A 24,181-nucleotide genomic window follows, 5' to 3' on the forward strand; every position below is an offset into this window, starting at 1 on the left:
TATGGCCTGGCAGGAATTCAACCCTTTCACCTCGTCGAACCTCGCGGCGATCCGTTATGATGAGGATCAGCTGCTGCTCGAGGTCGAGTTTCTCAACGGCGGCCGCTATCATTACTATGAGGTGCCGCCGCAGATAGCGCAGGCCTTCGATCAGGCCGGATCGAAGGGGGAATTCCTCGCGGCGTCCATCAAGGGTCATTATCGTTACAGCAAGGTTTAAGATGCCGCTCGTCAGCCTCGATCAGAAAAACAGTCGCGTTCAGTTCGGTGCCTTCGAGGTCGACAACAAGATCCTGTTCGAGTTCTTCAACAAGCTTCCCGCCGCTGATCGCGACGAGCAGCTCCACAAGGCGCTCTACATCGGTGTTCTGGCGCTCATGGAGGATCGGCTTTCGAGCTTCCTCTCGCGAACCGCGAACGAGCTCGGGACTGAGCTCGAAAGCCTGAAACTCATCTTCGACATGAAGAAGGAGCTGTTCTACCGGTCCGCGGTGAAGGGCGTGCTCGCCGAGACCGATATCGCCGACTTTCTGTCCGAGTTTTTCGATCGGCAGAAAATCGGTGACCGGATCGAACTGACCGGCGACCGCGCCGGTACGATCCGCCGCAACAAGACCGGCGACATAGTCTGCCATCTCGCCGGCGACAGCGGCAAGCGGATCGCAATCGAGTGCAAATTCGACAAGAGTATCCGCCTCGGTGACATCCAGACCAAGGACATCTTCACCAAGAAGGCGGACACCGCCTGGAGCCAGCTCCTCGAAGCGCAGGCCAATCGCGACGGCCAGGCCGGGATTATCGTCTTCGACGCCTCGCTCGTCGACAACAGTATCCTGGTCGCCGTGCAGGACCTGAAGTTCCTGCCCGGTATCGGGCTGATCGCGATCATCGACTCTCAGAAGGGCGATTATCGCAATCTCGCCATCGCCTACATGCTCGCGCGCGACATCGCGCTCAACGCAAAGACACTCGAGCTCGACACCGATGTCCTGAAGATCATCGTGAACCGGCTGATCAAAGATGCGCGCGACATGGCGCTGGTGAAGCACCTCGTTACCGCCAATATCGACAATATGAAACAGATCCTCGCGCAGATTGAGAAGGGGATCCTTCTCGCTGAATTCAATCAGCGCTACCTTATCAAGTTCCTCGCCGAAGGAACCCTCACCAAGGAAGACATGCTTGCTTTTTATGCGGGTGACGAGGTTAAGGAGCGTTTTAGGCTCATCGAACGCGAGATCGGCGATCTTTGCGCATGAGATGTAGAGATTTTGCCCCTGCGGGCGGCCTTCCCGCAGTATGCGCGCCGAACATGCCGGCTAGCTGTCGGCCCACATTTTATCATCCAACTATGCCGGTTAGGCGAACATTGATATTCGGTTCCTTACAAAAACGGCCGTTCGACGTAGCGTTCCGGCACGGCAGAAAAGCCCTAAAGCGAGCCGTTCGTATAGACGGCCCGGTAACATGAACGATCTGCCGGATCGGGGGGCTTAGAAGAAGGCGCGAGCGTCTGGAAATGGTTCATCGCGTCGCGCGCTCCGCCCTGAGTTGAGCGCGGTGCGCGCGCTCGAGCGCACGCTGTGCCTTATCGAGCTGTTGCAGGAGCTCGTCCCTTAGCTGCGTCAAGATTTGCCACTCGAGCATCCGATCGAACCGTGTGGTGCCCGACGACAAAAGCGTCGTGATGAGCACCAAGTCGTAAGCAGTGTTCCGCGCCGGATCTAGAAAGCCAGCGTTGCTAGCGCCGGCCAGTGCCGTAGGGGTGTTGCTGCCGTCAAGAAGGCCGAGCCGGAAGTCGATGCCGCGGGCTCCTGCGTGCACGTTGTAGCTGGCCATCCGGTAGTAGGACTGCATGGCGCTTTTACCTGCGGCGACTTCGAGATCGACGAGCCGTGGCTTTTTGAGTCCGAGATGCTGCGCCGCCCAGCCATACTCCGATCCGAAGTTGTCGCCAAAGCGGTCGAGGCACGCTTGGTATTTCCGATCGGTTTCGGTGATGTCCCGTTTCGTAGGGGGCGCGTAGCCGAGCTGCTCGTACGATAAGACAAACCGGTCCATCGCCCGTTTCGACTCAATGGCCGCGTGCGACCTGTATCGAATCGCCAGTTCCTCGCCGTGCTCCGCTAAAATCGTCGCAACGACCGTGATCTCATGAAGCGTCCGCCAACGGGCCATCGCGCCATCCGCAAGACCGTTCTCCATCAGAGTGATGATCTCGAACACCACCTGACAGGCCCTCGCGTGCAGGTGCAGCATAGTGTCGTTAAGCACAGGCTTGCGCCTAGCGCGCGACCGGCGGCGAGCGGCTGCAATGCCGCCGCCGATCTCGACTGAGATCGTGTACATCATCCGGAGTGTCGCAAAGGCATCGCCCCAGCGGTCGTGCAGGTTGGCGGAGAACCCCGCCATGATCATTTGGTCGTGTTTTCGCTGCGCCGGCCAGTCGGCTCGGAGCGACCGGACGATGACCTCCGCGGCGCTCGCGAGCGCTTTAGGAATAATCTCAGGCAGCTCTTCAGATGCGAATTTGAGAGCGGCCTCGAAAGCCGGCATCAGGTCGTCGCCGGTAAGCTTGATGTCGATGCTGATATCATCCGATCCGTCCCAGTCGAACGGTTTTGCGGGGTTGGTGGCGAGGTGCTCAGCGAGGGCGGCTACCAACTTGTCGGAGGCTGATGGGGCCTTTTCGATGATAAGGTCAGATAGCCGTCGGATTAGGAATGCCCTCGGCGCATCACTAAACTGGTCGCGGAGGGTGCGGTTCAGGCTGCTGAGCGGCTTCTTGCCCCGCGCCTTCAACGATATCCCGTCCCCCCGACCACTCAACGCTCGAACTCCATCCGATGCTGATCTTCGAGCCATACCCGCTTACGGCCAAATGTCGTTCGGCGGCCAATCGGGAGGCGGATCGTAAGGGGCAACATAACCGCAAATGGCGACGAGGGACGCCCTATAGAAAATTTCCGTCGCGATTTTTCGCGACGCGGGAATACTCTCGTACGAGGTGAGGCCGCTAGCGCGCGGTATTCGCGAACATGAACGAATGGGCTAATTTCTATGGGCGGACACACCCGCGAATGTCCTCCTTTGAATTCCGAACCCACGAGGCCACCGCCGCTACAAAAAGCTTGCTTGAAAGCTGGTCGCCATTAGCGACACATGCGTCCCCAACGGTGGTCGCAGTTCGAACGCCTTCGGCTCCCGCGAAAAATTCCATAACCTGACCAGCCGCCAGTCGGCGCGGCGCTCCTCGGCAACCGCAAGCTCATTGCGAGAGATGTGAAACGGTGTCCGTTCCCAGCCATTCGTGGTCTTCACTTCGATCAGCCGATCACTGCCGTCCGTGTCGAAGCTCAGGATATCATAGCCGGCCCCGTCACCATCTACATGCGACACCCAGCGTATGCGCTCGGCGAGATCGGTTCGGCCGGCTGCGAGTAGATTGGCGCGTTCATGCGCGAGGATGCGCTCCTCGCCGGCCCGACCCAGAGCCCGATTGCGGGCATCACGCTCTGCTACATCGTACTTCCGGGCGATGGCGGTCATCTGCTCGAGTTCGTCGGGCGGCGGCGCGTTGCTGTGCGTCGGTGGCGGGCCGATCCACAACATTGCCTCCTCCCGAAGCGCTGCCGGTGATGGCCCCATCGCTATCCGCACGGCCGGTGCGAGCCAAGCCGGATGATGCTGGAGCCAGCGCACCACAGCATCGACCAGCGAAGCCTGGAAATTGAAGGCCGGCTTGTAAACCGGAATCCAGTCTTCACCGAGGCCCTTGAGCACGGCGCTGATATTCTGATGTTTGTATTCGATCGAGCCGCGCGGCCGGCCGATCATGGCCTGAAGGCGACGGTTATGTTCGGCCTTGCTGTATGCGCGCCCGACGATGTCGGCGGCGAGCATTGCAAAAATGGTCCGTGACGATCGCATCGTTCTGCTCGTCCGTCCAATCACCGGCCATTGGCGTGCTCACCCGAGGCGGCAGGGCGCAACATGGTCAAGACAGCGGCCGGATTGGTCATAGCGCGCGGGCCGCTGCGGCCCTTGGACCAAGAAAGGATGCGAGGGCAGCACACACGCTGGCTAAGCTGCCTGGGTCGGCGCCGAGATCGCGCTTGAACGCCTCCCATTGCTGCACCTTGGCGGGATCCTCACCAAAATCGGAAGTGAGGGCGTCCGGAAGCTGTTCCGGGATGATCGTCTCGCGGCGCTCGAACGTCGCCCTGATCGCACGGGCCAGCCGGTCATCTTCGAACGAAAAGCTCGTGGCGAGCAGCCAGATGTCGTAGAAGTCTTTCATGCGGGAGTTCGCGCGGCCGAGTGCGACCATCGCCTGAAACTTCTCGGCTATCACTGTCTCTCGGGCATAGGCGCGGAGCTTCGGCGCTGGCTGATCGAGCAGCGTCGGATAGTCGAGCACTTCGACACCGGGCTCGAGCGCGTCCCCGAAGCCGACGTCAATCGCGACCGGCACACGCGCACCGCCGACATCGGCGATAGTCCGGAGGCGGACACCGCCATAGTCGAGTGCTTCTCGGATGCGATCGACACGCAAGGCATCGCTGTTGAACAGGATGCCGTCATCGACCTCTATGGCAAAAATCTCGGCAAATGTGGTTTGCATCGCGTCCGGATCCGGATCGCCAAACCCGAGCAGGTCGAGATCGCGCGTTGGACGAAGTGGATCATCGAACCAGGTGGTGAGCAGCATTGCCCCCTTGAGGATGAACCGCTCCGAATGAGCGGAGATGCTCAGGCGATACAGCAACCTTTCCAGCGCGAAGCGAACAAGGATGAGGTCGAACGGCTGACCGGAGGCTCGCGATTGGTTGAGCAGCTTCGCACGGACCGAGGCGCCCAGGTTGGGGCGTTTCTCAACCATCGAGCGTGAGTGTCTCGAGATACGGTGCCATCACCGACCACGCACCGCGTTTGCGCGCGCATTCCGCGATGACTGCCGGTGTCGCCTTGCGCTGCCTGAGCGTCTCGCGCAGCGCCTCGACCGCGACATTGATCCCAACGGATTTTCGATGACGGAAGCAGTCGATCAGCGTCCGCGGGATGGTGAACATCGGAACGCCGACATTCTCGATCATATGCGTCTCGACATCCGATCGCAGCAGGCTGTCTGACATCCGCACCACCTTGAGGCGTGGCCCGTGATCGGCGGGTGTCCAGTCCCTATGCCCTATCGCCATCCAGACCTTTCGCGGCATCTGATCGGTCAGTTCATGAAAGGCTAGGGCGGAGGTGAGGCAGACGACGCCCTTCGGCACGCGTTTCGCGGCCTCCGCGAGATCATGATTGGCGTCTATCTCGGCATCGACGAGTTGATACAGGCCCCGCGACAGCCGCATCACCGTTCCGTCAGACAGCAGGCGAGCAATCGTGGTAGCCGCAATACCTTCGGTTTCGAGCTCCCGAATGCGCATCATGCCATGCTGGGCGAGCAGCTTTCGCGCCCGCTCCCCTTGGGTCTCAGATGTGTTATATTTCCTCGGAGACTTATCCATGGCATCCGAGGTTTTATAACATCCGCCCGACTTCAACAAGGTCTAGTAACGATCGTGATCGCGCATCAAGATCGTCGCGGTGGCCCGAGCAAGCATCAGGACTCTCGCATTAGTGCAACCTGAGCAAGGCAGGAGCCGTGCATGTCCAGAACCTTCACGCGCGAAGAATTCTACGATCTCGTCTGGTCGAAACCGATGACCTATCTCGCGAAAGAATTCGTGCTTTCGGATGCGCGCCAGCGCGAGGAAGAACGGCAGCGTCGCGAGAGTGTCCTTCGCCAGAAACACATCGACGAACGCCGGTCCAAGGCGCTCGACAGCCTGCTGGAGGAAATGGCCTCGCTCGATCGGCTGCGGCGCCTTGTCTCATCGCTGCGCGCCGAGCTGGAAGCGGATGCGTCCGCAAGGATTGCGGTTCTTTTGACGTTTGCGGAGGAAAAGCTGGCGCGTCGCGAGTTGGCGCTGTCGGCAGATGGTCTTGAGCGTCGGCTTGAGGAGAGCCGGCTGTTTGCCGAGGACGACGATCACGACTTTCGGCCGCCTGCCTATTATTGACGTACTCCCCGCAAGGCTGACGCTCGCATTTCCCACGAGTGTTCGTTAGGGCGGTGACGGTATCTTTGGAGCGCCGCTACGAAGGCAACTGCGATCCAAGGCGTCGGAATGGGGCGATCGACAGCGATAGATGGCGAAGCCTTGCAAAAAATTTCTTCAGGAAAAATCGTTTGAAATCAAAAGCGTAGATTTTTGACGGTTTGTGTGCCGGGCACGGACTCGGCGAAGGTATAATTTGTGAATTATATCAATGATTTATTGGCCATTGAGGCAATCGAGTGGGAATGAGGTCGGCCGACCCAACGCCGCGCAATCTCTCTGCCTTCCCCATCAAGGCGCCTTGACCAGCGCGGCGCTGACGATTGCGACATGCGTGGCGATCAGGGTCCGGAGGTCTGCGCTGTCGGTCGCAATATCCTTGAAGCCCTTGAGGGCATAGACAATCGACCGGGCAATATCCGCCGACGACAGATCGAGAGCCGATCGGTCAACCGCGTTCCCCAGGATGTCGGCCAGCTGATCTTCGAAAACCTGGTAGCCACTGCAGACGGCTTTGAAGCCCAGGTCGAAGACATCGCGCGCGTCGGGATGGGCCTGCATCAGCTCATACCCTTCGGTTGCCCAGGCATTGCATGCATAGAGCAGCTTCTCATCGACCGTCGGCAAGCCCGCGATCCCGGTTCGGATCTGCGCAATCTTCTCGTCGACCATCGCTTCGACGACGGCCCGGAACACGGATTCCTTGTCTGGAAATGTGAGGTAGAGGGTCGGCCGCGTCAGGCCCGAGGCTTTGGCGATATCCGCCATCGTCGTCCGGCCGAAACCGTAGCGCAGGAATATCGACGTTGCCGCCCCGACGATATGCGACCGGCGTGTGCTTGCTGAATCACTCATGCCTGACACTCTGACATATTGACCATTCATGTCAATGATGCTAGCTGACATTTAGACTAAAAGTGTCATAGTGTCGCGAAGGACAATCATCATGAGCAAGATCTGGTTCATTACGGGAGCTGCGCGCGGTTTCGGTCGCCTCTGGGCGGAAGGAGCCCTCGCGCGCGGCGACAAGGTTGCCGCGTCGGCGCGCAATCCGGATGCCATCGCCGATCTGGTCGGCACCTATGGCGACCAGGTGTTGCCGTTGCGTCTCGACGTCACCGACCGCGACGCCGTGTTCGAGGCGGTGGCAATGGCACATGCGCATTTTGGCCGGCTCGATATCATTCTGAGCAATGCCGGTTACGGCATCATGGGTGCGGTCGAGGAAACGCGCTTTGCGGATATTCGGGCTGTCTTCGAGACGAATGTCCTGGGCACGATTTCCCTCGTCCAGGCCGCCTTGCCCTTTCTTCGCGCGCAAGGCAGCGGTCACATCCTTCCCGTTTCGAGCGTGGCCGGCCTGATCACCTTTCCAACCTTTGGGATCTACGAAGCGACGAAGTTCGCCATCGAGGGCTTTGCCGAAGCGCTCGCTGCCGAGGTTGCCCCCTTCGGAATCAGAACGACAATGATCGAGCCTGGCGCCTATGCGACTGATTTCGGGACTTCGCTGAAAGTCGCCGAGTCGATGGCGGCTTACGACGACGTCCGGGACGCTGTTGCTCAGTCGATGACAAGCTTGGTGCCTGGCGATCCGGCGGCGACCTGGCCGGCCATCGCCAAGCTCGTGGATTCCGACAATCCGCCTTTGCGACTGATGCTGGGCACTGATCTGCCGATGGTCCGTCACGTCTACGGCGAGCGGATGAAAACCTGGGAAGCGTGGGAAGATGTCTCGAAGGCTGCGCACCGGGCGTGGTGAGATTATCGTCAGGCCGGCTGCGTTGACGCATGCGCAGGCGGAATCCAGCCACGATCATAGCCGTGAACCGTTGGTTCATGGCTATGATCGGTGCTACGTGTCGATCGATAGACGGCGAAACCGCGATTTCTCGTGATTGAGCGAAAAATCCAATGTTTTCAAAAAGCGGTACTTCTTGACGGCTTGTCTGACGATGTAGTGCCGGCCGGAAATATTCCGGCCAGGCAGATCAAGCGGTTATGCCGCTCGAAATAATCGAGTGGAGTGAGGTCGGGGGCTAGGTCACCGCCTCAATCAACGGATATCATCATCCCCGCGCAGGCGGGGGCAACGGTATTTCCTGATTGGATCTTGACCCTAGCGCTGCACCAGCGCCGCGACATACAGTCCAAGCGCGATGACGGAGCTCAGGGTGCGGACATGGTTCCACATCGTCCATTCCTTGAGATAACGCGCCCAGATCCCGGCCGCGCCGGGACCGTCGCCGGCCGCGGCCAATGCGTCGTTGAGCGGCACGTTGAAGAACATCGTCACGCCGAACATGCCGAGCAGATAGATCGTGCCGCCCGCGATCATCGCCGGCGCTCCCGGCTCGCCCCAGCGCAGCGCGCCGGCCACCGCGATCAGTCCTGCCGCGACGGTGGTCGCGAGGAACAGCGGCAGGAAGGACGAGCGCACTATGTCGACGTTGATCGCGTTCATCGCGGCCAGGCCCGAGACCGGGGCAATCCGGCCAAGCGCCGCCATGACGAAGGTCGAGAAGGCATAATAGACCCCGGCCATCAGTCCGGCGCCGATTGCCGAGAACCAGAGCAGTCCGGGAACGAGAAAGGTTCGCATGATCCAGGCCCTTCGATTGAATACGAGAATATATCGTATTTGCTAAACCCGATAATATCTCGTATTTGACTCGTCAAGCGGGCATGACGGGAAGCGGAATGGGGCGAAGGCCGGCAGGGACGGAACGGGAGGCGGCACCGTCCGCGGCGCGGGCGCGGATGGTGCCCACGCAGAAGCGCAGCCGCGAGCGGTTCGAGCGCATCCTGGAATGCGCCGCGGCGGTCATGGCGGAGAAGGGCAGCGACGCCTTTCGGATGAGCGACATCGTCGAGCGCACCGGCATACCCTTTGGCTCGCTCTATCAGTATTTCCCGGACAAGGCGGCGATCATCGGCACGCTGGCCGAGCGCTGCAACGCGATCGGCCGCGCCTGTGTGGCGCGCGACCTTGCCACCGTGAAGAGCGCGGCGGACCTGCATCCGGCACTGGGCGATATCGTCGACAGCTATTATCGCATGTTCATGGACGAACCGATGATGCGCGACATCTGGCAGGCGACCCAGGCCGATCGTGCCCTGCAGAAGCTCGACGAGGAGGATGGCGCCTTCCTCGCCAGCCTGCTCGCGGAGGCGGTGCGGCCGATCGCGGGCGGGGCGAGCCCGGCGGCGATCGAGCGTTATGCCCAGCTGGTGATGACGCTGATCGCCGCGGCGGTGCGCCATGCGATCACCTTGCCGCCTGCCGAGGGGAGGCGGGTGCTCGCCTTGTTCAAGCAGCTGTTGCCGGCCGACCTCGCGGCGCTCACCACGCCATGAACGCGGGGGAAACGCTTTCGCCGCAGCAGGTTCGCCGCATCTTCCTGGCGGCGCAGGGCTTCGGCGCGCGCCGGCCCGGCAATGTGGGGGCCGCGCACCTCCGCCGCACCGTGGACCGGCTGGGCCTCCATCAGATCGACAGCGTCAACGTATTGACGCGGATGCACTATCTGCCCGCCTTTTCGCGGCTGGGCGGGTATGACCGGACCCTGCTCGAGCGCGATGCCTGGGGGCCGCGGCGCGGGCGCAGGCTCTTCGAATATTGGGCGCACGAGGCTTCGCTGCTGCCGGTGGATCTCCATCCCTATTTCCGCTGGCGAATGGCCCGGGCCGAGCGCGGCGAGATCGGCTGGCGCCAGCTCCGCCTGTTCGCCCGCGAACGCAACGCCGAGGCCAGGGCGGTGCGCGACCGCATTGCCGGCGAAGGGCCGCTCGCCGCGTCCGAGTTCGAGAATGGCAGCTCGAAAAGCGGCTGGTGGGAATGGAGCGAGACCAAGCTCGCGCTGGAATGGCTGTTCTGGTCGGGCCAGATCACCACCGCCACGCGGCGCGGCAGTTTCGAGCGGGTCTATGACCTGAGCGAGCGCGTGATCCCGCGCGCGGTCTACGACTTGCCCGCGCCCGATGCCGCGACCGCCCAGCGCGTGCTGATCGAGCGCAGCGCCCGTGCGCTCGGCGTGGCGACCGCGACCGACCTGCGCGATTATTTCCGGCTCAGGCCCGAAGAGGCGAAGGGCGCCGTCTCCGAGTTGGAGGAAGAGGGCACGCTGATCCCGGTCCAGGTGAAGGGCTGGACGCAGAAGGCCTGGCTGCACCGCGATGCCCGCCTGCCGCGCCGGGTGCGCGGCGACGCCCTGCTGGCCCCTTTCGATCCGCTGATCTGGGAACGGGCCCGCACCGAGCGCCTGTTCGATTTCCGCTACCGGATCGAGATCTACGTCCCGGCCGGCAAGCGGACCCATGGCTATTTCGTGCTGCCCTTCCTGATGGACGAGGCGCTCACCGCGCGCGTCGACCTCAAGGCCGATCGCCAGGCCGGCCGGCTGCTCGCGCACCGGGTGACGCTGGAACCGCATGCGCCGCGCGATACCGAGGAGCGGCTGGCGATCGAGCTCGCCCGCATGGCGGACTGGCTCGGGCTGGGCGAAGTGCGTATCGGCGAGACGATCAGGGGAAGCCGATGACCGACGATCTGCCGCGTTGCGCCTGGGCGGTGAGCGATCCGCTCAACCGCGCCTATCACGATGCCGAATGGGGCGTGCCGATCCGCGATTCGCGGGAATTGTGGGAGGCGCTGATGCTCGAGGGTTTCCAGGCCGGGCTCGCCTGGATCGTCATCCTGCGCAAGCGCGAAGCCTTTCGCGCGGCGTTCGCCGGCTTCGATCCGGTGAAGGTCGCCGCTTTCGGGCCCGAGGATGTCGAGCGGCTGATGGCGAATCCCGGCATCGTCCGCGCCCGGGCCAAGATCGAGGCGACGATCAGGGGCGCGCAGATCTGGTGCGAGATGCAGGCGCGCGGCGAGGATTTTGCCGCATTCTGCTGGGGCTTTACCGGCGGCGCGCCGATCCAGAGCCCGGGGCACGGCTTCGTCGCGACCACGCCGCTTTCCGAAGCGATCTCCAAGGAGCTGAAGCGCCGCGGCTTCAAGTTCGTCGGGCCGACCATTGTCCATGCCTGGATGCAGGCGGTGGGGCTGGTGAACGATCATCAGCAGGGCTGTTTCCGCCGCGCGCCCGTCGCCGCGCTCGCCTGAAGCCATTGCGGGCGCCGCGGGATAGTGAGAAAATGGCCGCGAACCGGGTGGGGAAGGGACGATGACGATCAAGCCGCTGCCGTGGGCGCTCGTGGCGTTGGGCCTGCTCGCCGCCTGCTCGCCCGAGCCCGAAAAGCCGGTGGAGAAGGATGCGGCGGCGAATGAGGCCGAGATCATCGTCCCGCCCGCGAGCAATGCCGAGGCCAATGCGGCGAGCGCGCGCGCGGAGGCGCCGGGCATCGGGGTTCGGCTGGCGCCCGAGGAGCTGACGCTGGTGCTGCCCGACGGCTCCTCCCGTCATGTGCGCTTCGGCATGGCCAGGGCCGATGCGGTGCAGATGCTCGCCGGCGCGCTGGGCAGCCCGATCGAGGAAGCGGGCAACCAGGATTGCGGTGCCGGCCCGCTCGGCTCCGCGGCCTTCCGCGACGGGCTCTCGCTCTATTTCCAGGACGGCAAGTTCGCCGGCTGGGACCTGGACGGGCGCGAGGCGGCCGGGTTCGCCACGGCCAAGGGCATCGGCATCGGCACCAGCCGCAAGGAGCTGGAGGCGGCCGGCACGGTGGACGTCGGCGAGACGTCGATCGGCAACGAATTCATGATGGGCGCGCTTTCCGGCCTGCTCAGCTCGCCCGCGCCCGACGGCAAGGTGACCAACCTGTGGGCCGGCGTCACCTGCATCGCGCGATGAGCGTCGAGAGGCTGCTGATCGAGATCGTCGGCTGGACAGGGGCAGCATTGATCCTGGCTGCCTATCTGTTGCTTTCTTCCGGCAGGCTGACGGGCCGGTCGCGCGCCTATCAGTGGATGAACGTCATCGGCGCGGGCTGTTTCGTGGTCAACAGCGGTTGGAACGGCGCCATCCCCTCGGCGACCTTGAACGTGATCTGGATGCTGATCGGCGCAGTGACGCTGTGGCACATCGCGCGGCGCCCGGCATGATCCGGCAGGCATGCGCCGAGGATGCGGTGGCGGTCATCGCGCTATGGCGGGATTGCGGGCTCACGCGGCCGTGGAATGATCCCGGGCAGGATTTCACCCGCGCGCTCGCGGCGGAATCCGCGACGATCCTGGTCGCGCAGGGGGAGGGCGGCGAGATCATGGGCAGCGTGATGCTGGGCGACGACGGCCATCGCGGCTGGGTCTATTATCTCGCGGTCGCACCCGCCGCCCGCGGCGTCGGACTGGGCCGCGCGCTGATGGCGGAGGCGGAGGCCTGGCTGCACGCGCGCGGCTGCCCGAAGATCCAGCTGATGGTGCGCGAAGGCAATGCGGAGGCGCTCGGCTTCTACGAAGCCCTCGGGCTGGAACGGCAGGGCGTGGTCACGTTCGGCCGTTTCCTGAACGACCAGGCGGGGCGGCATTCCTCTCCCTCCGGGGCGGATTGGTCGGATCGCGATCCGTCCTAGAGCATCTCGCCGGGCAGGGTGCTCGCCTGCCGGATCCACGCGGCCAGTCGCGCTTCGTCGATCGCGTCCTCCTCGCGGATGTCGAGATAGCGCACGTCCTGCTGTTTCGATGGACCGGGCGGCACCGGATCGAGCGCAGCGCCGCGGAAGAAGGTGAGCTTCACATATCGGTCGAAGCAGTGGAAGGCGAGGAACCAGCCTTCCCGATCGGGCGCACCGTAGAAGGGCGTGTTCCATTTCACGGCCTTGCGCACGCCGGGCACGGCGCCCGCCACGAGATCGTCGATCGCGCGCCCGATCCGCTGCTTCCAGCCGGGCATCGCGGCGATATAGGCCTGCACCGGCGCGTCGCCTTCGCCCTTGGGAATCTGGGGATTGCCGCCGGACAGGAGCTTCGGCCCGGTCATGCCCCGCGCTCCCCGGTCGGGCGCGGGCCTCTCGGCGACGAGAGAAGCGCGGCGCAATAGATGCCGATGGCAATCAGGAACAGCAGGAAGGCGGCGACCACCGGCCCTCCGATAGTGTCGTCGAAGTTCGATGCCTCTGCCAGCGTGAGCAGGAGCGCGGCGCCCGCCCACAAGACCAGCAGCGCGACGGGAAGGAACAGCAGATGCGGGAGCCAGGGCATGGACGTGCGCTTGGACCAGCGCCAGAACAGAGCCGCGACCGCGATCGGTCCATAGGTGACGATGAGTTCCCCCGCGATCCGGCCCGCCACCGTCGCGGGCGAGGCATGGGCGAGATAGAGGCTGGCGGCCGATATCGCGTGCCGTGCGAACAGCAGCGTCGCAAGGATCGCCGCCGTCAGCGCCAGCTTGTCGAACCGATTCATCGCGCTGTTCTCTCGGCACCAATTCGGACACCCAGCCTAGTGCATGGCCCGCCGGATCGAAAGCCGACTGTTTTCCGCCGCGAAGCACGCTATCGCATGGCCGAAACCATGAGCAGGCGAGGGCGCGACGTGACGGTCACCATGTACGGCATCAAGAATTGCGACACGATCAAGAAGGCGCGCGCCTGGATGGACGAGCATGGCATCGCCTATGCCTTTCACGACTACAAGGCATCGGGGATCGATGCGGTCCGGCTCGCGCGCTGGAGCGGGATCGCCGGCTGGGAAGTGCTGCTCAACCGGGCGGGCACCACGTTCCGCAAGCTGCCCGATGCCGATCGCGAGGGCATCGATGCCGGCAAGGCGGCGGCGCTGATGCTGGCCCAGCCTTCGATGATCAAGCGCCCCGTGCTCGAATATCCGGGCGGGATCCTGGTCGGCTTCAAGCCGGAGAACTACGCCCGGGCGCTGCTCTGACCGGCGCGCGCGGGCCGCGCGCGTTCACGCCTCCCAGCTGAACACTTCCTCGAGCGGCTTGCCGAACACCTGGGCGATGCGGAACGCGGCTTCGAGCGACGGCGAATATTTGCCCTGCTCGATCGCCGCGATCGTCTGGCGGGTGAGGCCGATCTTCTCGCCCAGCTCGGCCTGGGTCATCTCGCCGGCGAGGAAGCGCAAGGTGCGCACCTGGTTGACCACCCTAGCCATGCCAGCCCCTCCGATAGCTCAGCAGGACCAGGCAGTGGTTCACCGCTTCGGCGATCACGATCGCGAGCAGCGCGGTATTGACGATCTTGGGCGGCGGCTCACTGAACGGCATGACCACGCCGACCAGGATCGTGCCTGCCATCAGCGCATAATAGCCCGCGGACGCGCCGCGCCGGGCGATCGCCTTGTCGCGTTCGTCCGGGCGGCGGCCCGCGGCGCCCGGGGCTTGGGCGGCGAGGACGATATGGCCGATGATCACCACCACCGCCTGGGTCCCGGCGATGATGCCGAAGCTCCACAGGATGTCGAACAGCGTGGGCGGGGTTTCGCGCAGCGCCATCATCGGAAAGTAGATGCCATAGGCCACGGCCATGCAGATCAGGGTCAGCCAAGCGGTCTTCTCACGATAGGCCATGTCAGTGCCCCCTGCGATAGCCGGCGATCTGCGCGGCATAATGGACGATCTCCGCGATCACGATCGCGCCCATGATGGCATAGGCCATGTCGATCCTGTCGAAGCCCAGATGCACGCTTCCCGCAACGCAGAACACCAGCGCGATCAGCACGGGATAGGCAAGGGCATAGGCGCGCCGGGCGATGTCGCGGTCACGCTCGTCGCTGCCGGCGCTGGCATCGGCGGGAGCGAGCGCCGCGGTGACGATCGCGGCACCCGTGGCGAGGATCGTCTGGAGGATCACCGCGGCAATGAAGCCGGTGAAATAGACGGCGCCGTGCAGCTTGCCGCCGGTCGCCAGCATGAAGCCGAAATAGCCGCCCCACACCAGCGCGGTGGTGATCATCGAGATCCAGGCGATCTTTTCCTTGAATGGCATAACGCACCTCAGGTTCGAAATATATAACTCAATGTTGAGTATTATTGACATTGAGTCAAGTGATTCGAACCCTCCCCTCCGTCATCCCCGCGAAGAAGGGGATCCAGAGGTGTCGAGCACCATCCTGCGTGGCCCTAGATCCCCGCCTGCGCGGCGATGACGGAGGGGGCATGGGGACGACGGGATGGGATGGCGGGGACGGGACGGCGGGGACGGGACGGGAAATGAGGATGGCGGGGGTGGAAAATCGCAAGGGGGCGTGAGGGGGGGCGTGAGGGGGCGGGGTGGCCCGCCGGACGCCGTTACACTGGCGACCCTCGTCGCAACCCGCTAGACCCGCCGCTATGTCGCACGTCACCATGGATACGGCCACGAGCCGCGCAAACCCGACTCCCGCTCCGATGAAGCGGCTCACCGTTCCCGCGATTCGCGATCGCAAGGGCAAGGATCCGATCGTGATGCTCACCGCCTATACGACGCGGATGGCGCAGCTGCTCGACCCGCATTGCGACGTGCTGCTGGTGGGGGACAGCCTGGCCCAGGTGATCTACGGCCTGCCTTCCACCCTGCCGGTGACGCTGGAGATGATGATCGCGCACGGTGCCGCGGTGGTGCGCGGCAGCTGGCACTCGCTGGTCGTGGTCGACATGCCCTTCGGCAGCTATGAGCAGGGCCCCGAACAGGCCTTTGCCTCCGCCGCGCGCGTGCTTGCCGAGACCGGGGCGGCCGGCGTGAAGATGGAGGGCGGCGAGACGCTGGCGCCCACGGTCGAGTTTTTGACGAAGCGCGGGATCCCCGTGGTCGGCCATGTCGGCCTCACGCCCCAGGCGGTCAACGCGCTTGGCGGCTATGGCGCGCGCGGCCGGAGCAACGCCGAACATGCCCAGATCCTCGACGATGCGCGGGCGATCGCTGCCGCCGGCGCCTTCGGCATCGTGGTGGAAGGCGTGGTCGAGACGCTGGCCCGGGAAATCACCGCGGCGGTCTCGTGCCCGGTGATCGGCATCGGCGCCTCGGCCGAGTGCGACGGCCAGGTGCTGGTGATCGACGACATGCTCGGCATGTTCGAGCGGACCGCCCGGTTCGTGAAGAAATATGACGATCTCGCCGGCCGTATTTCCGCCGCGGTTGAAACCTATGCCGCCGATGTTCGGTCGCGGGCCTTCCCGGGCCCCGATCAGGTCTATGCGCCGCGGGATTGACGGGCTACCGAGCGCTCTGTTGATTCCCGCACGGCACGATTTAGGTTCGCGCCCGCAAGAGACGCATGGAGTAGATTTTGGCGCTTCCCCCCTCCGGCACGACAGACGAAGCCTTCCTGCGCGAAGTCGACGAGGAATATCGCCGTTCGCAGATGCTCGGCATCTGGCAGAATTATGGCCGGCTGATCATCGGCGCCGTCGTGGTCGCGTTCGCCGCGCTCGGCGGCTTCCTGTTCTGGCAGCATCAGACCGATGCCGCCGCGGGCGCCAAGGGCGAGCAATATGACGCCGCCCTGCGCAACATCGAGCAGAACCAGCTCGACAAGGCGAACCCCGAGCTTGCCAAGCTCGCCGCCAGCGGCACCAACGGCTATGCCGCAATGTCGTCGATCATCGAGGGCAATCTGCTGCTGCAGAAGAAGGATGCGAAGGGCGCCGCCGCCAAGTTCGCGGCGGTTGCCGGCAATGGCGGCTTCGCCAAGCCGTTCCGCGATTACGCGCTGCTGCGCCAGACCGCGGTGGAATATGACACGCTGAAGCCGGAAGTGGTCGTCTCGCGCCTCCAGGGTCTCGCCAAGCCGGCTTCGGCCTGGTTCGGCAGCGCCGGCGAAATGGTCGCGGCCGCGCAGATCAAGCTCGGCAAGCGCGCCGAGGCGGGCAAGCTCCTCCAGCAGATCGCCCAGGGCGGTGACAATGTGCCGGATACGACGCGGCAACGCGCGGTTCAGCTGGCGAGCGTATTGGGGATCGACGTCCTCGATCAGTCGAAGGAAAAGCAGGCTAAATGAACAATAAGCTGAGGGTGGCTGGGGCCCTTGCGGCACTCGCGCTGGTTAGCGGCTGCGGGGTACTCAAGGGGCAGGGCAAGAAGACGCCCGTGCTCGGCGAGCGCGTTCCCATCCTGATGTCCGAAAACGACATCACCAGCGACAAGTCGCTGGCGAATGTCGACGTGCTCGTGCCGGAAGCGACGGCGAACGAGGACTGGAACCAGCCGGGCGGCAACGCCGCCAAGTCGATGGGCCATCTCGCCTTGTCCGCCACGCCGTCGCAGGTGTGGAGCCAGCAGATCGCCAAGACCTCCAAGAAGGAGCGTCTCGCCGCTTCGCCGGTGGTCGCGGGCGGCAAGCTGTTCGTGATGGATACCGACGGCCAGGTCCATGCGCTGGATGCCGCCACCGGCGCCGAGCTGTGGCGCGCCGCGACGGTGAAGGCCGATGGCAACAAGACCGCGCGCTTCGGCGGCGGCGTCAGCGTCTCGGGCGAGCATGTCTTCGCCACCAACGGCCTGGGGGACGTGGTGGCGCTCAAGGTCGCCGATGGTACCGAGCTGTGGCGCAAGCGTCCCGGCGGCCCGCTGCGCGGCGCGCCGACGCTCGCCAACGGCAATGCCTATGTCGTCACGCAGGACAACCAGCTCTTCGTGATGAAGCAGGAGAATGGCGACGTCAGCTGGACCGCTTCGGCCAGCCTCGAATCGCAGGGCGTGTTCGGCGTCGCGGCGCCCGCCTCGGCGCAGGGTACCGTGATCGCGGGCTTCTCGTCGGGCGAGCTCAATGCCTATCGCTACGAGAATGGCCGCTCGCTGTGGAGCGACGTGCTGTCGCGCAGCAGCATGACCACTTCGGTCTCCTCGCTGTCGGACATCGATGCCGAGCCGGTGATCGACCAGGGCCGCGTCTATGCCGTGGGGCAGGGCGGCCGCATGGTCGCGATGGACATCGCCACCGGCAACCGCATGTGGGAGCAGAACATCGCCGGCATCTCCACCCCCTGGGTGGCGGGCGAATGGCTGTTCGTGGTGACCGACGACGCCCGGCTGCTGTGCCTCTCGCGTACCAGCGGCAAGGTGCGCTGGATCGCGCCGCTCAAGCGCTACAAGAACGACAAGAAGCCCAAGGATCCGTGGAACTGGATCGGCCCCGTCCTGGCCGGCGGCAAGCTGATCCTGGGCAGCACGCGCGGCGAGCTGGTTTTCGTCTCGCCGACCGACGGCAGCGTGAGCTCGACGATCGAGCTGAAGGCGCCGATCTCGCTCCAGCCGGTGGTGGCGAACCACATGCTCTACATCCTGGACGACAAGGGGCGCCTGACCGCGTTCCGCTGAGCATCTGTCCCGGCCATGGCAGGCGGGCGGGGCCGAAAGGCCTCGCCCGTTGCTTTTTTGGGTGCCATGCCGTTTTCCTCGTCTGAACACCGTCGACAAGAGTTTTCACGCCATGCCACTGCCCATCGTCGCCATCATCGGCCGGCCGAATGTCGGCAAATCGACGCTGTTCAACCGGCTGGTCGGCAAGAGGCTCGCGCTGGTCGACGATCAGCCGGGCGTGACCCGCGATCGCCGCGAGGGCGATGCGAACCTGCTCGGGCTCGAATTCCGCATCATCGACACGGCGGGCTATGAGGACGAGGACGCGGCGACGCTGCCCGGCCGGATGCGCCAGCAGACCGAGGCGGCGGTGCAGGAGGCCGATGTCGCGCTGTTCCTGGTCGATGCCCGGGCCGGCGTGACGCCGCTCGACGAGGAGATCGCCCGCTGGCTGCGCTCGACTGACCGGCCGATCATACTCGTCGCCAACAAGGCCGAGGGCCGCGCGGGCGAGACCGGCGTGATCGAGGCGATGGCGCTTGGCTTCGGCGATCCGGTGCAGCTCTCGGCCGAACATGGCGAGGGCATGGGCGACCTGTTCGAGGCGCTGCTGCCGCATGTCGAGCGCGAGGAAGAGGAAGTCGAGGAAGAGGATCCCGACAACCCCAATGCCCCACTCAAGCTGGCGATCGTCGGCCGGCCGAACGCGGGCAAGTCGACGCTGGTGAACCGTTTCCTCGGCGAGGACCGGATGATCACCGGGCCCGAGGCCGGGATCACGCGCGATTCGATCGCGATCGATTGGGAATGGGAGGATTTCGACGGCAATATGCGCCCGGTCCGCCTGATCGATACGGCGGGGCTACGCAAGAAGGCGCGCGTCGAGGAGAAGCTGGAGAAGCTCTCCGTCGCCGACACGCTGCGCTCGATCGACTTCGCCGAAGTGGTGGTGCTGCTGCTCGACGCCACGCGCGGGCTCGAGGTCCAGGACCTCAAGATCGCCGATCGCGTGCTCCAGGAGGGGCGCGCGCTGATCATCGCGCTCAACAAATGGGACGTGGCCGAGAACGCCTCCAGCCTGTTCAACGGCGTGAAGGGCGCGCTGGACGAAGGGTTGGCGCAAGTGAAGGGGGTGCCGCTGCTGACGGTCTCCGCGGCGACGGGGAAGGGGCTCGACACGCTGATCGACGTTGCCTTCAAGACGCGCGAGGCCTGGTCGCGCCGCGTCTCCACCGGCCAGCTCAATCGCTGGTTCGAGCGCGCGGTCGAAGCGAATCCGCCGCCCGCCCCCGGCGGCAAGCGGATCAAGCCGCGCTACGTAACCCAGAACAAGACGCGCCCGCCCAGCTTCGTGCTGTTCGGCACCCGCGTCGACCTGCTGCCGATGAGCTATCAGCGCTATCTGATCAACGGCCTGCGCCGCGAATTCGATTTCGGCGCGGTGCCGGTGCGGCTGACCTTGCGCGCGCCGAAGAATCCGTTCGATCGCGATAAGGAATGAGAATCCAATCGCTTCCGTAACGATCCTGACCCCAAATCAACCCTGTGTTTACACACGGGCGATACCTTTCGGAACGCTCTGGAGGGTGCGGAGTAGGGGAAAGAAGCGATGACCGGCAACGAGCAGCTGGTGAACTGGGACAGTTTTGCGCAGGCGCGGGCCGAGCTCGGCGCCAATTTCGTGCGCATTCTCGGCTATTTTCGCGAAGACGGCGTCAAGTCCGTTGCGCGAATCGAGGAGGCCATGCGGGCGAACAATGCCGCGTCGATGGTGATTCCCGCGCATACGCTGAAGGGCGAATCGCGCCAGTTCGGCGCCGATCCGCTGGCGGACCTAGCCGAGACGATCGAAATGAGCGCGCGCCTGTGCATCGAGCGGCAGGACACGCCGACCGATGTGCTCGAACATGTCGTGCAGCTGCGCCCGCTTTTCGAGGCGACGCTGGCGCTGCTCGAGCGCGAATCCAACCCGCTGGTGGAGCGCCGCCCGGTGTTCGGCCGGCGCTCGCTCGCCGGCTGACCGCCGGGGCCCGGGTTGAGAATCCAGGCAAGCTTTTGAGAGTATTTCCGTCATCCCCGCGCAGGCGGGGATGACAAGGGAGGGATGGCGGGGGACGACGGAAGAAGTCAGGACGGCAAATAGAAGCAAAGCCCTGGTCAGGCTTTGACCCTAGCTCGCCTCGGCCGCCTCGCTGTTGAGCTGGATATAGTTCTCCAGCCCCATGCGGGCGATCATGTCGAACTGCTTCTCCAGCGTGTCGACATGCTCTTCCTCGCTTTCGAGGATATGAGCGAACAGATCGCGTGACACATAGTCGCGCACGCTCTCGCAATGCTGGATCGCGTCGCGCAGCAGCGGGATCGCCTCCATCTCCACCGCCAGATCGGCCTTGAGGATCTCCTCCACCGTCTCGCCGATGCGCAGGCGGCCGAGCAGCTGGAAATTGGGCAGGCCGTCAAGGAACAGGATGCGCTCCGCCAGCTTGTCGGCGTGCTTCATCTCGTCGATCGATTCGTGGCGCTCGAGCTCGGCCAGCTTGGTGACGCCCCAATTGTCGAGCAGCCGGTAGTGCAGCCAATATTGGTTGATCGCGGTGAGCTCGTTCTTGAGCGCCTCGTTGAGATAATCGAGGACCTTGGGGTCGCCCTTCATTGCCGCCACCTGTGCTTGTGATTGGATTTCGGGCGGCAGAATAGGCGCGGAACGCCGGGTTGGACAGTCAGAAAATGGCTGATTTCTGCGGTTCTTGGCTGTTGCGAACGTTACGCAGCAGCACGTTCCTGGGCGATGATCTCGCGTGCGAACGGCACGCATTGTCCGCACTTGGCCTGGCACCCGAGCGCCCGATAGGCCTGGCAGGCACTGGTCGCGCCTTCGCGCGCGGCGGCGCGTACCTCACGTTCCCGAAGAGCATTGCAAACGCAAACGACCATCAGACCCTCACAACTCTCGCGGGAAGAGGTAGGGCTATTGACACTGATTCGCAAGACTATTGCGAGGCACTCGCATTACTATCTGGCGCGCGCCCATGGATCGGCTGGAAGCTCCCGCGCGCCAGGCTGCGCCACAGCCATTCGAACGGGCCGAATCGGAAATGGTCGAGCCAGGCCCTGGACCAGAGCAGGATCAGCGCCCAGATCGCGAAGACCACCAGATAGAGCTGCCAGCGCGTCAGCTGCCCATACCAGCCCAGGCCATAGCCGTAGAAGAGCGTGGTGCAGATCAGGCTGGTGGCGAGATAGTTGGTGAAGGCCATGCGCCCCGCCGCGGCGAGGCGGGCGGTCAGCGCGCCGCCCGGCCGGGCGAGGAGCAGGATCAGGCAGATCCATCCCGCGATCATCGGCGGGCGGACCAGCGCGGTCAGGGGCAGCATCGCCGCGACCACGCGCATGTCGAAACCGGAACGCCATTGCCACCATGCCAGCGCGGCATAGGCGGGCAGGCTGATGCCCCAGCAGACGATCAGCCAGCGGCGATAGCGCGCCCGCGTCCATGCGCCGCGCAGCATGCCGCTGCGCAGCGCCGCCATGCCGAACAGCATATAGCCGAGCGTTTCCGGCCCGAAGAAGACGAACAGCGCGAACAGGGCGCCGCCGTCCTCGCGCACCCGATCGGCGAGGATCGCGCCATAGCCGCCACGGTGCAGGGCGAGATCGCGGGCGATGTCGGCCGGGGCGGGAACGCCGAAGGCCTGGGCATAGTGGCGGAGCTCGGCGCCATGCGGCGCGCTCGCCTGCAGCTGGACGATGCCCAGCGGAATGGTCGCGAACAGGACCGCGCCGGCCAGGGCGAGCATGGTGCCGAGCACGAGCAGGCGCGGCACGGGCAGGCTGCGCATCGCATAGGCGATCATGCCGATCATCGCATAATGGGCGAGGATGTCGCCGTGCCAGACCAGGAACAGATGGGCGATGCCGAAGACGAGCAGCCAGGCCATGCGCCGGTAATGCGCGCCGGCGGGGCTGCGCCTGCCTGCCTCGGCCCGCTCGATCACCAGCAGCGTCGACGCGCCGAACAGGAAGGAGAAGAGCCCGCGCATCCGCCCGTCGAACAGGACGAAGTTGATCGCCCAGGCCGCCAGGTCGGCCCCGTGCCAGCCGCCATAGGCGCGCGGGTTCACATAGGCGGCCTCTGGCATGGCGAAGGAAAGGATGTTGAGCAGCAATATGCCCAGCACCGCCACGCCGCGGACCATATCGAGGGAAGCGAGCCGGATGCCCGCGGCGGGAGCCGGCATTCAGCGCCGTGCGGCGATCAGTGCGATCGGGATGCCGACCAGCACGATGTGGCAGAAGAGCTGGGTCGCGACCGTCTGCGGGTCGAGATGCGGGAAGACGGCCGGCCAGCGCAGCGGCAGCAGCACCAGGTTCATCACCGCCCAGCTGGCGACGCCATAGCCGATGCCCGCGACCATGCGCCGCGCCTTGAGCAGGGGCAGCCGGTCGGCGGCGAGGACGAACAGCGTCGCCATCACCGCCATGATGGCGAAATGGACCGCCAGCCCCAGCGCCGCGCCGGCCGTGCCCCAGCCGGTCGCGCCGGGAAAGGGACCGCTGGCGACGCCGCGCAGCATGCCGTCGGGCGTGCGCCCGGCCTGGAGCGCGAGGATCGCCGCCGCGGCGATGTCGAGCGTGCCGGCGACCAGCGTCGCCACCAGGATCCGGCGTCCGGCATGGGCCATGTCTATTGTCCTCCCGCTCTCCCCGCCCGACGCTACAGCCAGGAGCTGATCTCCTCCAGCGGCTTCTTCATGCTGCCGGCCACCGGGATCATGGCTTCGGCAGCCGGGTGGCCGGCGACGATCAGCATCAGCGCCTTCTCGCTGTCCGGCCGGCGGCAGACGCGGTTGAGGAAGCGCATCGGCCTGGGCGTGTGGACCAGGGTGGCGATGCCGGCGGCGTGCAGCGTGGCGAGCAGGATCCCGGTGGCGATGCCCACGCTCTCGGTGACGTAATAGTTGCGCGGCACGGCTTCCTCGTCGGCAAGGCGCCGGGCGAAGACGGCGATCAGCCAGGGCGCCGTCTCGAGAAAGGGCTTGTCGGCATGCGTGCCGAGCGGGCGTACCGCATCGAGCCAGGATCGCGGCGCACGGTTGGCGTAGAAATGGCGTTCCTCCTCCTCGGCGGCGACGCGGATCGCCGCCTTGGCTTCCGCCCCGGCAATCGCGCAGAAGTGCCAGGGCTGGCGGTTGGCGCCGCTCGGTGCCGAGCCGGCGGCCCGCAGCGCCACCTCGATCACTTCGCGGGGCACGGGCCGCTCGTCAAAGGCGCGGCAGCTGCGGCGGGCGGCGATTTCCGCAAGGAACGCCCGGGCACGGGCGATCCGAACATCGTCGCTCAGTTCCGGATAGGGCTGCCACGGCAGCGCTTCGTGCTCGGCCATGGACGCTCCCTCTGATTCGACGATGCCACCGGTGTCTCGGGCCGGGCAATCCGGTTTTCCCCGTAGCGCTCAGCGATTCTCCCGGCGGATCACCAGCTTCAGGCCCGACCAGACCGGATCGACCGCGCAGACCTTGATGTCGACCAGTCCCATGGGCAGCGCGACCGCGCGGATCACGTCCTCGGTAACGTCGGTCTCCACCCGGGCGGCTTTCTTGGGCCAGGAGACCCAGATGAAGCCGTTCCGGTCGATCAGGGCGAGCAGCGCCGCCAATTCCCGTTCGAGCCGCGCCCGCTCGGTGACGAAGACATGCGCCGCCTGCAGCCCGGCACAGGCGGCGGCATATTCCTCGATCCCCAGCCCAGCGGGATCGATCTCGGCGCGGACGCTGTCCGGCATGTCGCGGAACCAGCAGCGCATGCCGGGCTTGAGCCCCAGTTTCTTCGCCAGCGGCGTGCCGGAATAGCCAGCGGGCATCATGACCTCCCTCATTGCCGGCCCGGCATGCACC

Annotated in this window: 33 protein-coding genes; 16 read left to right on the top strand and 17 right to left on the bottom strand. The window is 64.9% G+C overall.

The features are described 5' to 3' along the window. Position 1: 1 nt before the first annotated feature. Positions 2-220 carry a KTSC domain-containing protein gene (locus ACIQCS_RS01545; protein ID WP_275497870.1) on the top strand — a complete coding sequence of 73 codons (219 nt, stop codon included), beginning with the start codon at positions 2-4 and terminating at the stop codon, positions 218-220. Position 221: 1 nt separating this feature from the next. After that, a complete protein-coding gene (locus tag ACIQCS_RS01550) occupies positions 222-1,259 on the top strand; it encodes a hypothetical protein (RefSeq protein ID WP_345850622.1) in 1,038 nt (345 codons plus the stop codon). 265 nt (positions 1,260-1,524) lie between these two features. Here the strand turns inward: ACIQCS_RS01550 and ACIQCS_RS01555 are convergent, their stop codons facing one another. The 4 genes from ACIQCS_RS01555 to ACIQCS_RS01570 form a co-directional block, all read right to left on the bottom strand. Beyond that, entirely contained in the window at positions 1,525-2,802 is a 1,278-nt protein-coding gene (locus ACIQCS_RS01555; RefSeq protein WP_345850624.1) for a DUF5677 domain-containing protein, read from the bottom strand. Positions 2,803-3,120: 318 nt separating this feature from the next. Then, on the bottom strand, positions 3,121-3,903 hold the full coding sequence (locus ACIQCS_RS01560; protein WP_345850626.1) for a DUF3883 domain-containing protein: 783 nt from the start codon (positions 3,901-3,903) through the stop codon (positions 3,121-3,123). 115 nt (positions 3,904-4,018) lie between these two features. Continuing rightward, complete coding sequence (locus ACIQCS_RS01565; RefSeq protein WP_345850627.1) at positions 4,019-4,882, bottom strand: nucleotidyl transferase AbiEii/AbiGii toxin family protein; 864 nt, start codon at positions 4,880-4,882, stop codon at positions 4,019-4,021. Next, positions 4,875-5,513, bottom strand: a complete 639-nt coding sequence (locus tag ACIQCS_RS01570; protein WP_345852068.1) for a type IV toxin-antitoxin system AbiEi family antitoxin domain-containing protein — start codon at positions 5,511-5,513, stop codon at positions 4,875-4,877. Before ACIQCS_RS01570 ends, ACIQCS_RS01565 begins: the two co-directional genes overlap by 8 nt. A gap of 141 nt (positions 5,514-5,654) precedes the next feature. On the opposite strand from ACIQCS_RS01570, the gene ACIQCS_RS01575 reads away from it, so the two are divergent. Continuing rightward, entirely contained in the window at positions 5,655-6,068 is a 414-nt protein-coding gene (locus ACIQCS_RS01575; RefSeq protein WP_345850628.1) for a hypothetical protein, read from the top strand. A gap of 330 nt (positions 6,069-6,398) precedes the next feature. Here ACIQCS_RS01575 and ACIQCS_RS01580 read toward each other — a convergent pair whose 3' ends face one another. Further along, on the bottom strand, positions 6,399-6,962 hold the full coding sequence (locus ACIQCS_RS01580; protein WP_401529879.1) for a TetR/AcrR family transcriptional regulator: 564 nt from the start codon (positions 6,960-6,962) through the stop codon (positions 6,399-6,401). A 91-nt stretch (positions 6,963-7,053) separates the two neighbouring features. On the opposite strand from ACIQCS_RS01580, the gene ACIQCS_RS01585 reads away from it, so the two are divergent. Beyond that, positions 7,054-7,869: an SDR family NAD(P)-dependent oxidoreductase gene (locus ACIQCS_RS01585; RefSeq protein ID WP_345850630.1), complete on the top strand. Its 816-nt coding sequence runs from the start codon at positions 7,054-7,056 to the stop codon at positions 7,867-7,869. A gap of 357 nt (positions 7,870-8,226) precedes the next feature. Here ACIQCS_RS01585 and ACIQCS_RS01590 read toward each other — a convergent pair whose 3' ends face one another. Then, a complete protein-coding gene (locus ACIQCS_RS01590) occupies positions 8,227-8,709 on the bottom strand; it encodes an anthrone oxygenase family protein (RefSeq protein ID WP_345850631.1) in 483 nt (160 codons plus the stop codon). Between the two features lie 161 nt (positions 8,710-8,870). Here ACIQCS_RS01590 and ACIQCS_RS01595 point away from each other — a divergent pair, with 161 nt between their 5' ends. The 6 genes from ACIQCS_RS01595 to ACIQCS_RS01620 all read left to right on the top strand — a co-directional run bounded on the left by ACIQCS_RS01595 (position 8,871) and on the right by ACIQCS_RS01620 (position 12,623). After that, positions 8,871-9,464 (top strand): TetR family transcriptional regulator, encoded by a 594-nt coding sequence (locus ACIQCS_RS01595; protein ID WP_345850632.1) that lies wholly within the window; start codon positions 8,871-8,873, stop codon positions 9,462-9,464. Beyond that, the gene (locus ACIQCS_RS01600) at positions 9,461-10,648 is read left to right on the top strand and encodes a DNA glycosylase AlkZ-like family protein (protein WP_345850633.1); all 1,188 of its coding nucleotides are present in this window, start codon (positions 9,461-9,463) and stop codon (positions 10,646-10,648) included. The genes ACIQCS_RS01595 and ACIQCS_RS01600 overlap by 4 nt, the downstream gene beginning before the upstream one ends. Next, complete coding sequence (locus ACIQCS_RS01605; RefSeq protein ID WP_345850634.1) at positions 10,645-11,217, top strand: DNA-3-methyladenine glycosylase I; 573 nt, start codon at positions 10,645-10,647, stop codon at positions 11,215-11,217. Before ACIQCS_RS01600 ends, ACIQCS_RS01605 begins: the two co-directional genes overlap by 4 nt. Before the next feature lie 61 nt (positions 11,218-11,278). Beyond that, a complete protein-coding gene (locus ACIQCS_RS01610) occupies positions 11,279-11,905 on the top strand; it encodes a hypothetical protein (protein ID WP_345850636.1) in 627 nt (208 codons plus the stop codon). After that, positions 11,902-12,156 (top strand): hypothetical protein, encoded by a 255-nt coding sequence (locus ACIQCS_RS01615; protein WP_345850637.1) that lies wholly within the window; start codon positions 11,902-11,904, stop codon positions 12,154-12,156. Before ACIQCS_RS01610 ends, ACIQCS_RS01615 begins: the two co-directional genes overlap by 4 nt. After that, a complete protein-coding gene (locus ACIQCS_RS01620; protein ID WP_345850638.1) occupies positions 12,153-12,623 on the top strand; it encodes a GNAT family acetyltransferase in 471 nt (156 codons plus the stop codon). The genes ACIQCS_RS01615 and ACIQCS_RS01620 overlap by 4 nt, the downstream gene beginning before the upstream one ends. On the opposite strand, the gene ACIQCS_RS01625 is transcribed toward ACIQCS_RS01620, so the two are convergent. Together ACIQCS_RS01625 and ACIQCS_RS01630 are read right to left on the bottom strand one after the other, a co-directional pair. Continuing rightward, the gene (locus ACIQCS_RS01625) at positions 12,620-13,030 is read right to left on the bottom strand and encodes a DUF1801 domain-containing protein (RefSeq protein ID WP_345850639.1); all 411 of its coding nucleotides are present in this window, start codon (positions 13,028-13,030) and stop codon (positions 12,620-12,622) included. The genes ACIQCS_RS01620 and ACIQCS_RS01625 overlap by 4 nt on opposite strands. Further along, entirely contained in the window at positions 13,027-13,455 is a 429-nt protein-coding gene (locus ACIQCS_RS01630; protein ID WP_345850640.1) for a hypothetical protein, read from the bottom strand. The genes ACIQCS_RS01625 and ACIQCS_RS01630 overlap by 4 nt, the downstream gene beginning before the upstream one ends. Before the next feature lie 129 nt (positions 13,456-13,584). On the opposite strand from ACIQCS_RS01630, the gene ACIQCS_RS01635 reads away from it, so the two are divergent. After that, positions 13,585-13,932: an ArsC family reductase gene (locus ACIQCS_RS01635; RefSeq protein WP_345852070.1), complete on the top strand. Its 348-nt coding sequence runs from the start codon at positions 13,585-13,587 to the stop codon at positions 13,930-13,932. A 24-nt stretch (positions 13,933-13,956) separates the two neighbouring features. Here the strand turns inward: ACIQCS_RS01635 and ACIQCS_RS01640 are convergent, their stop codons facing one another. The 3 genes from ACIQCS_RS01640 to ACIQCS_RS01650 are packed head-to-tail and all read right to left on the bottom strand — an operon-like array spanning position 13,957 to position 14,996. Then, positions 13,957-14,163 (bottom strand): helix-turn-helix transcriptional regulator, encoded by a 207-nt coding sequence (locus tag ACIQCS_RS01640; RefSeq protein WP_086128683.1) that lies wholly within the window; start codon positions 14,161-14,163, stop codon positions 13,957-13,959. Next, entirely contained in the window at positions 14,156-14,578 is a 423-nt protein-coding gene (locus ACIQCS_RS01645) for a hypothetical protein (protein WP_345850641.1), read from the bottom strand. The genes ACIQCS_RS01640 and ACIQCS_RS01645 overlap by 8 nt, the downstream gene beginning before the upstream one ends. Before the next feature lies 1 nt (position 14,579). Next, complete coding sequence (locus tag ACIQCS_RS01650; protein WP_345850642.1) at positions 14,580-14,996, bottom strand: hypothetical protein; 417 nt, start codon at positions 14,994-14,996, stop codon at positions 14,580-14,582. 344 nt (positions 14,997-15,340) lie between these two features. Between ACIQCS_RS01650 and panB the strand changes: the two genes are divergently transcribed. From panB to ACIQCS_RS01675, 5 genes are all read left to right on the top strand, one after another. After that, the gene (gene panB, locus ACIQCS_RS01655; RefSeq protein ID WP_345850643.1) at positions 15,341-16,198 is read left to right on the top strand and encodes a 3-methyl-2-oxobutanoate hydroxymethyltransferase; all 858 of its coding nucleotides are present in this window, start codon (positions 15,341-15,343) and stop codon (positions 16,196-16,198) included. 77 nt (positions 16,199-16,275) lie between these two features. Then, positions 16,276-16,986: a tetratricopeptide repeat protein gene (locus ACIQCS_RS01660; protein WP_345850644.1), complete on the top strand. Its 711-nt coding sequence runs from the start codon at positions 16,276-16,278 to the stop codon at positions 16,984-16,986. Then, entirely contained in the window at positions 16,983-18,305 is a 1,323-nt protein-coding gene (locus ACIQCS_RS01665; RefSeq protein WP_345850645.1) for a PQQ-binding-like beta-propeller repeat protein, read from the top strand. The genes ACIQCS_RS01660 and ACIQCS_RS01665 overlap by 4 nt, the downstream gene beginning before the upstream one ends. A 112-nt stretch (positions 18,306-18,417) precedes the next feature. Then, complete coding sequence (gene der / locus ACIQCS_RS01670) at positions 18,418-19,788, top strand: ribosome biogenesis GTPase Der (protein ID WP_345850646.1); 1,371 nt, start codon at positions 18,418-18,420, stop codon at positions 19,786-19,788. A gap of 108 nt (positions 19,789-19,896) precedes the next feature. After that, the gene (locus tag ACIQCS_RS01675; protein WP_086128690.1) at positions 19,897-20,307 is read left to right on the top strand and encodes an Hpt domain-containing protein; all 411 of its coding nucleotides are present in this window, start codon (positions 19,897-19,899) and stop codon (positions 20,305-20,307) included. Between the two features lie 150 nt (positions 20,308-20,457). On the opposite strand, the gene bfr is transcribed toward ACIQCS_RS01675, so the two are convergent. The 6 genes from bfr to ACIQCS_RS01705 form a co-directional block, all read right to left on the bottom strand. After that, entirely contained in the window at positions 20,458-20,940 is a 483-nt protein-coding gene (bfr, locus tag ACIQCS_RS01680; protein ID WP_086128691.1) for a bacterioferritin, read from the bottom strand. 110 nt (positions 20,941-21,050) lie between these two features. Further along, positions 21,051-21,221 carry a (2Fe-2S)-binding protein gene (locus tag ACIQCS_RS01685; protein ID WP_345850648.1) on the bottom strand — a complete coding sequence of 57 codons (171 nt, stop codon included), beginning with the start codon at positions 21,219-21,221 and terminating at the stop codon, positions 21,051-21,053. A gap of 56 nt (positions 21,222-21,277) precedes the next feature. Then, positions 21,278-22,525 carry a DUF418 domain-containing protein gene (locus ACIQCS_RS01690; RefSeq protein WP_345850649.1) on the bottom strand — a complete coding sequence of 416 codons (1,248 nt, stop codon included), beginning with the start codon at positions 22,523-22,525 and terminating at the stop codon, positions 21,278-21,280. Continuing rightward, the gene (locus ACIQCS_RS01695) at positions 22,526-22,969 is read right to left on the bottom strand and encodes a hypothetical protein (protein WP_345850651.1); all 444 of its coding nucleotides are present in this window, start codon (positions 22,967-22,969) and stop codon (positions 22,526-22,528) included. Positions 22,970-23,001: 32 nt separating this feature from the next. Next, positions 23,002-23,670 (bottom strand): nitroreductase family protein, encoded by a 669-nt coding sequence (locus tag ACIQCS_RS01700; RefSeq protein ID WP_345850652.1) that lies wholly within the window; start codon positions 23,668-23,670, stop codon positions 23,002-23,004. A gap of 69 nt (positions 23,671-23,739) precedes the next feature. Then, entirely contained in the window at positions 23,740-24,147 is a 408-nt protein-coding gene (locus ACIQCS_RS01705) for a hypothetical protein (protein ID WP_345850654.1), read from the bottom strand. Positions 24,148-24,181: the final 34 nt, after the last annotated feature.

This window comes from Sphingomonas sp. NPDC092440 (genome assembly GCF_044754985.1).
Classification (GTDB): Bacteria; Pseudomonadota; Alphaproteobacteria; order Sphingomonadales; family Sphingomonadaceae; genus Sphingomonas.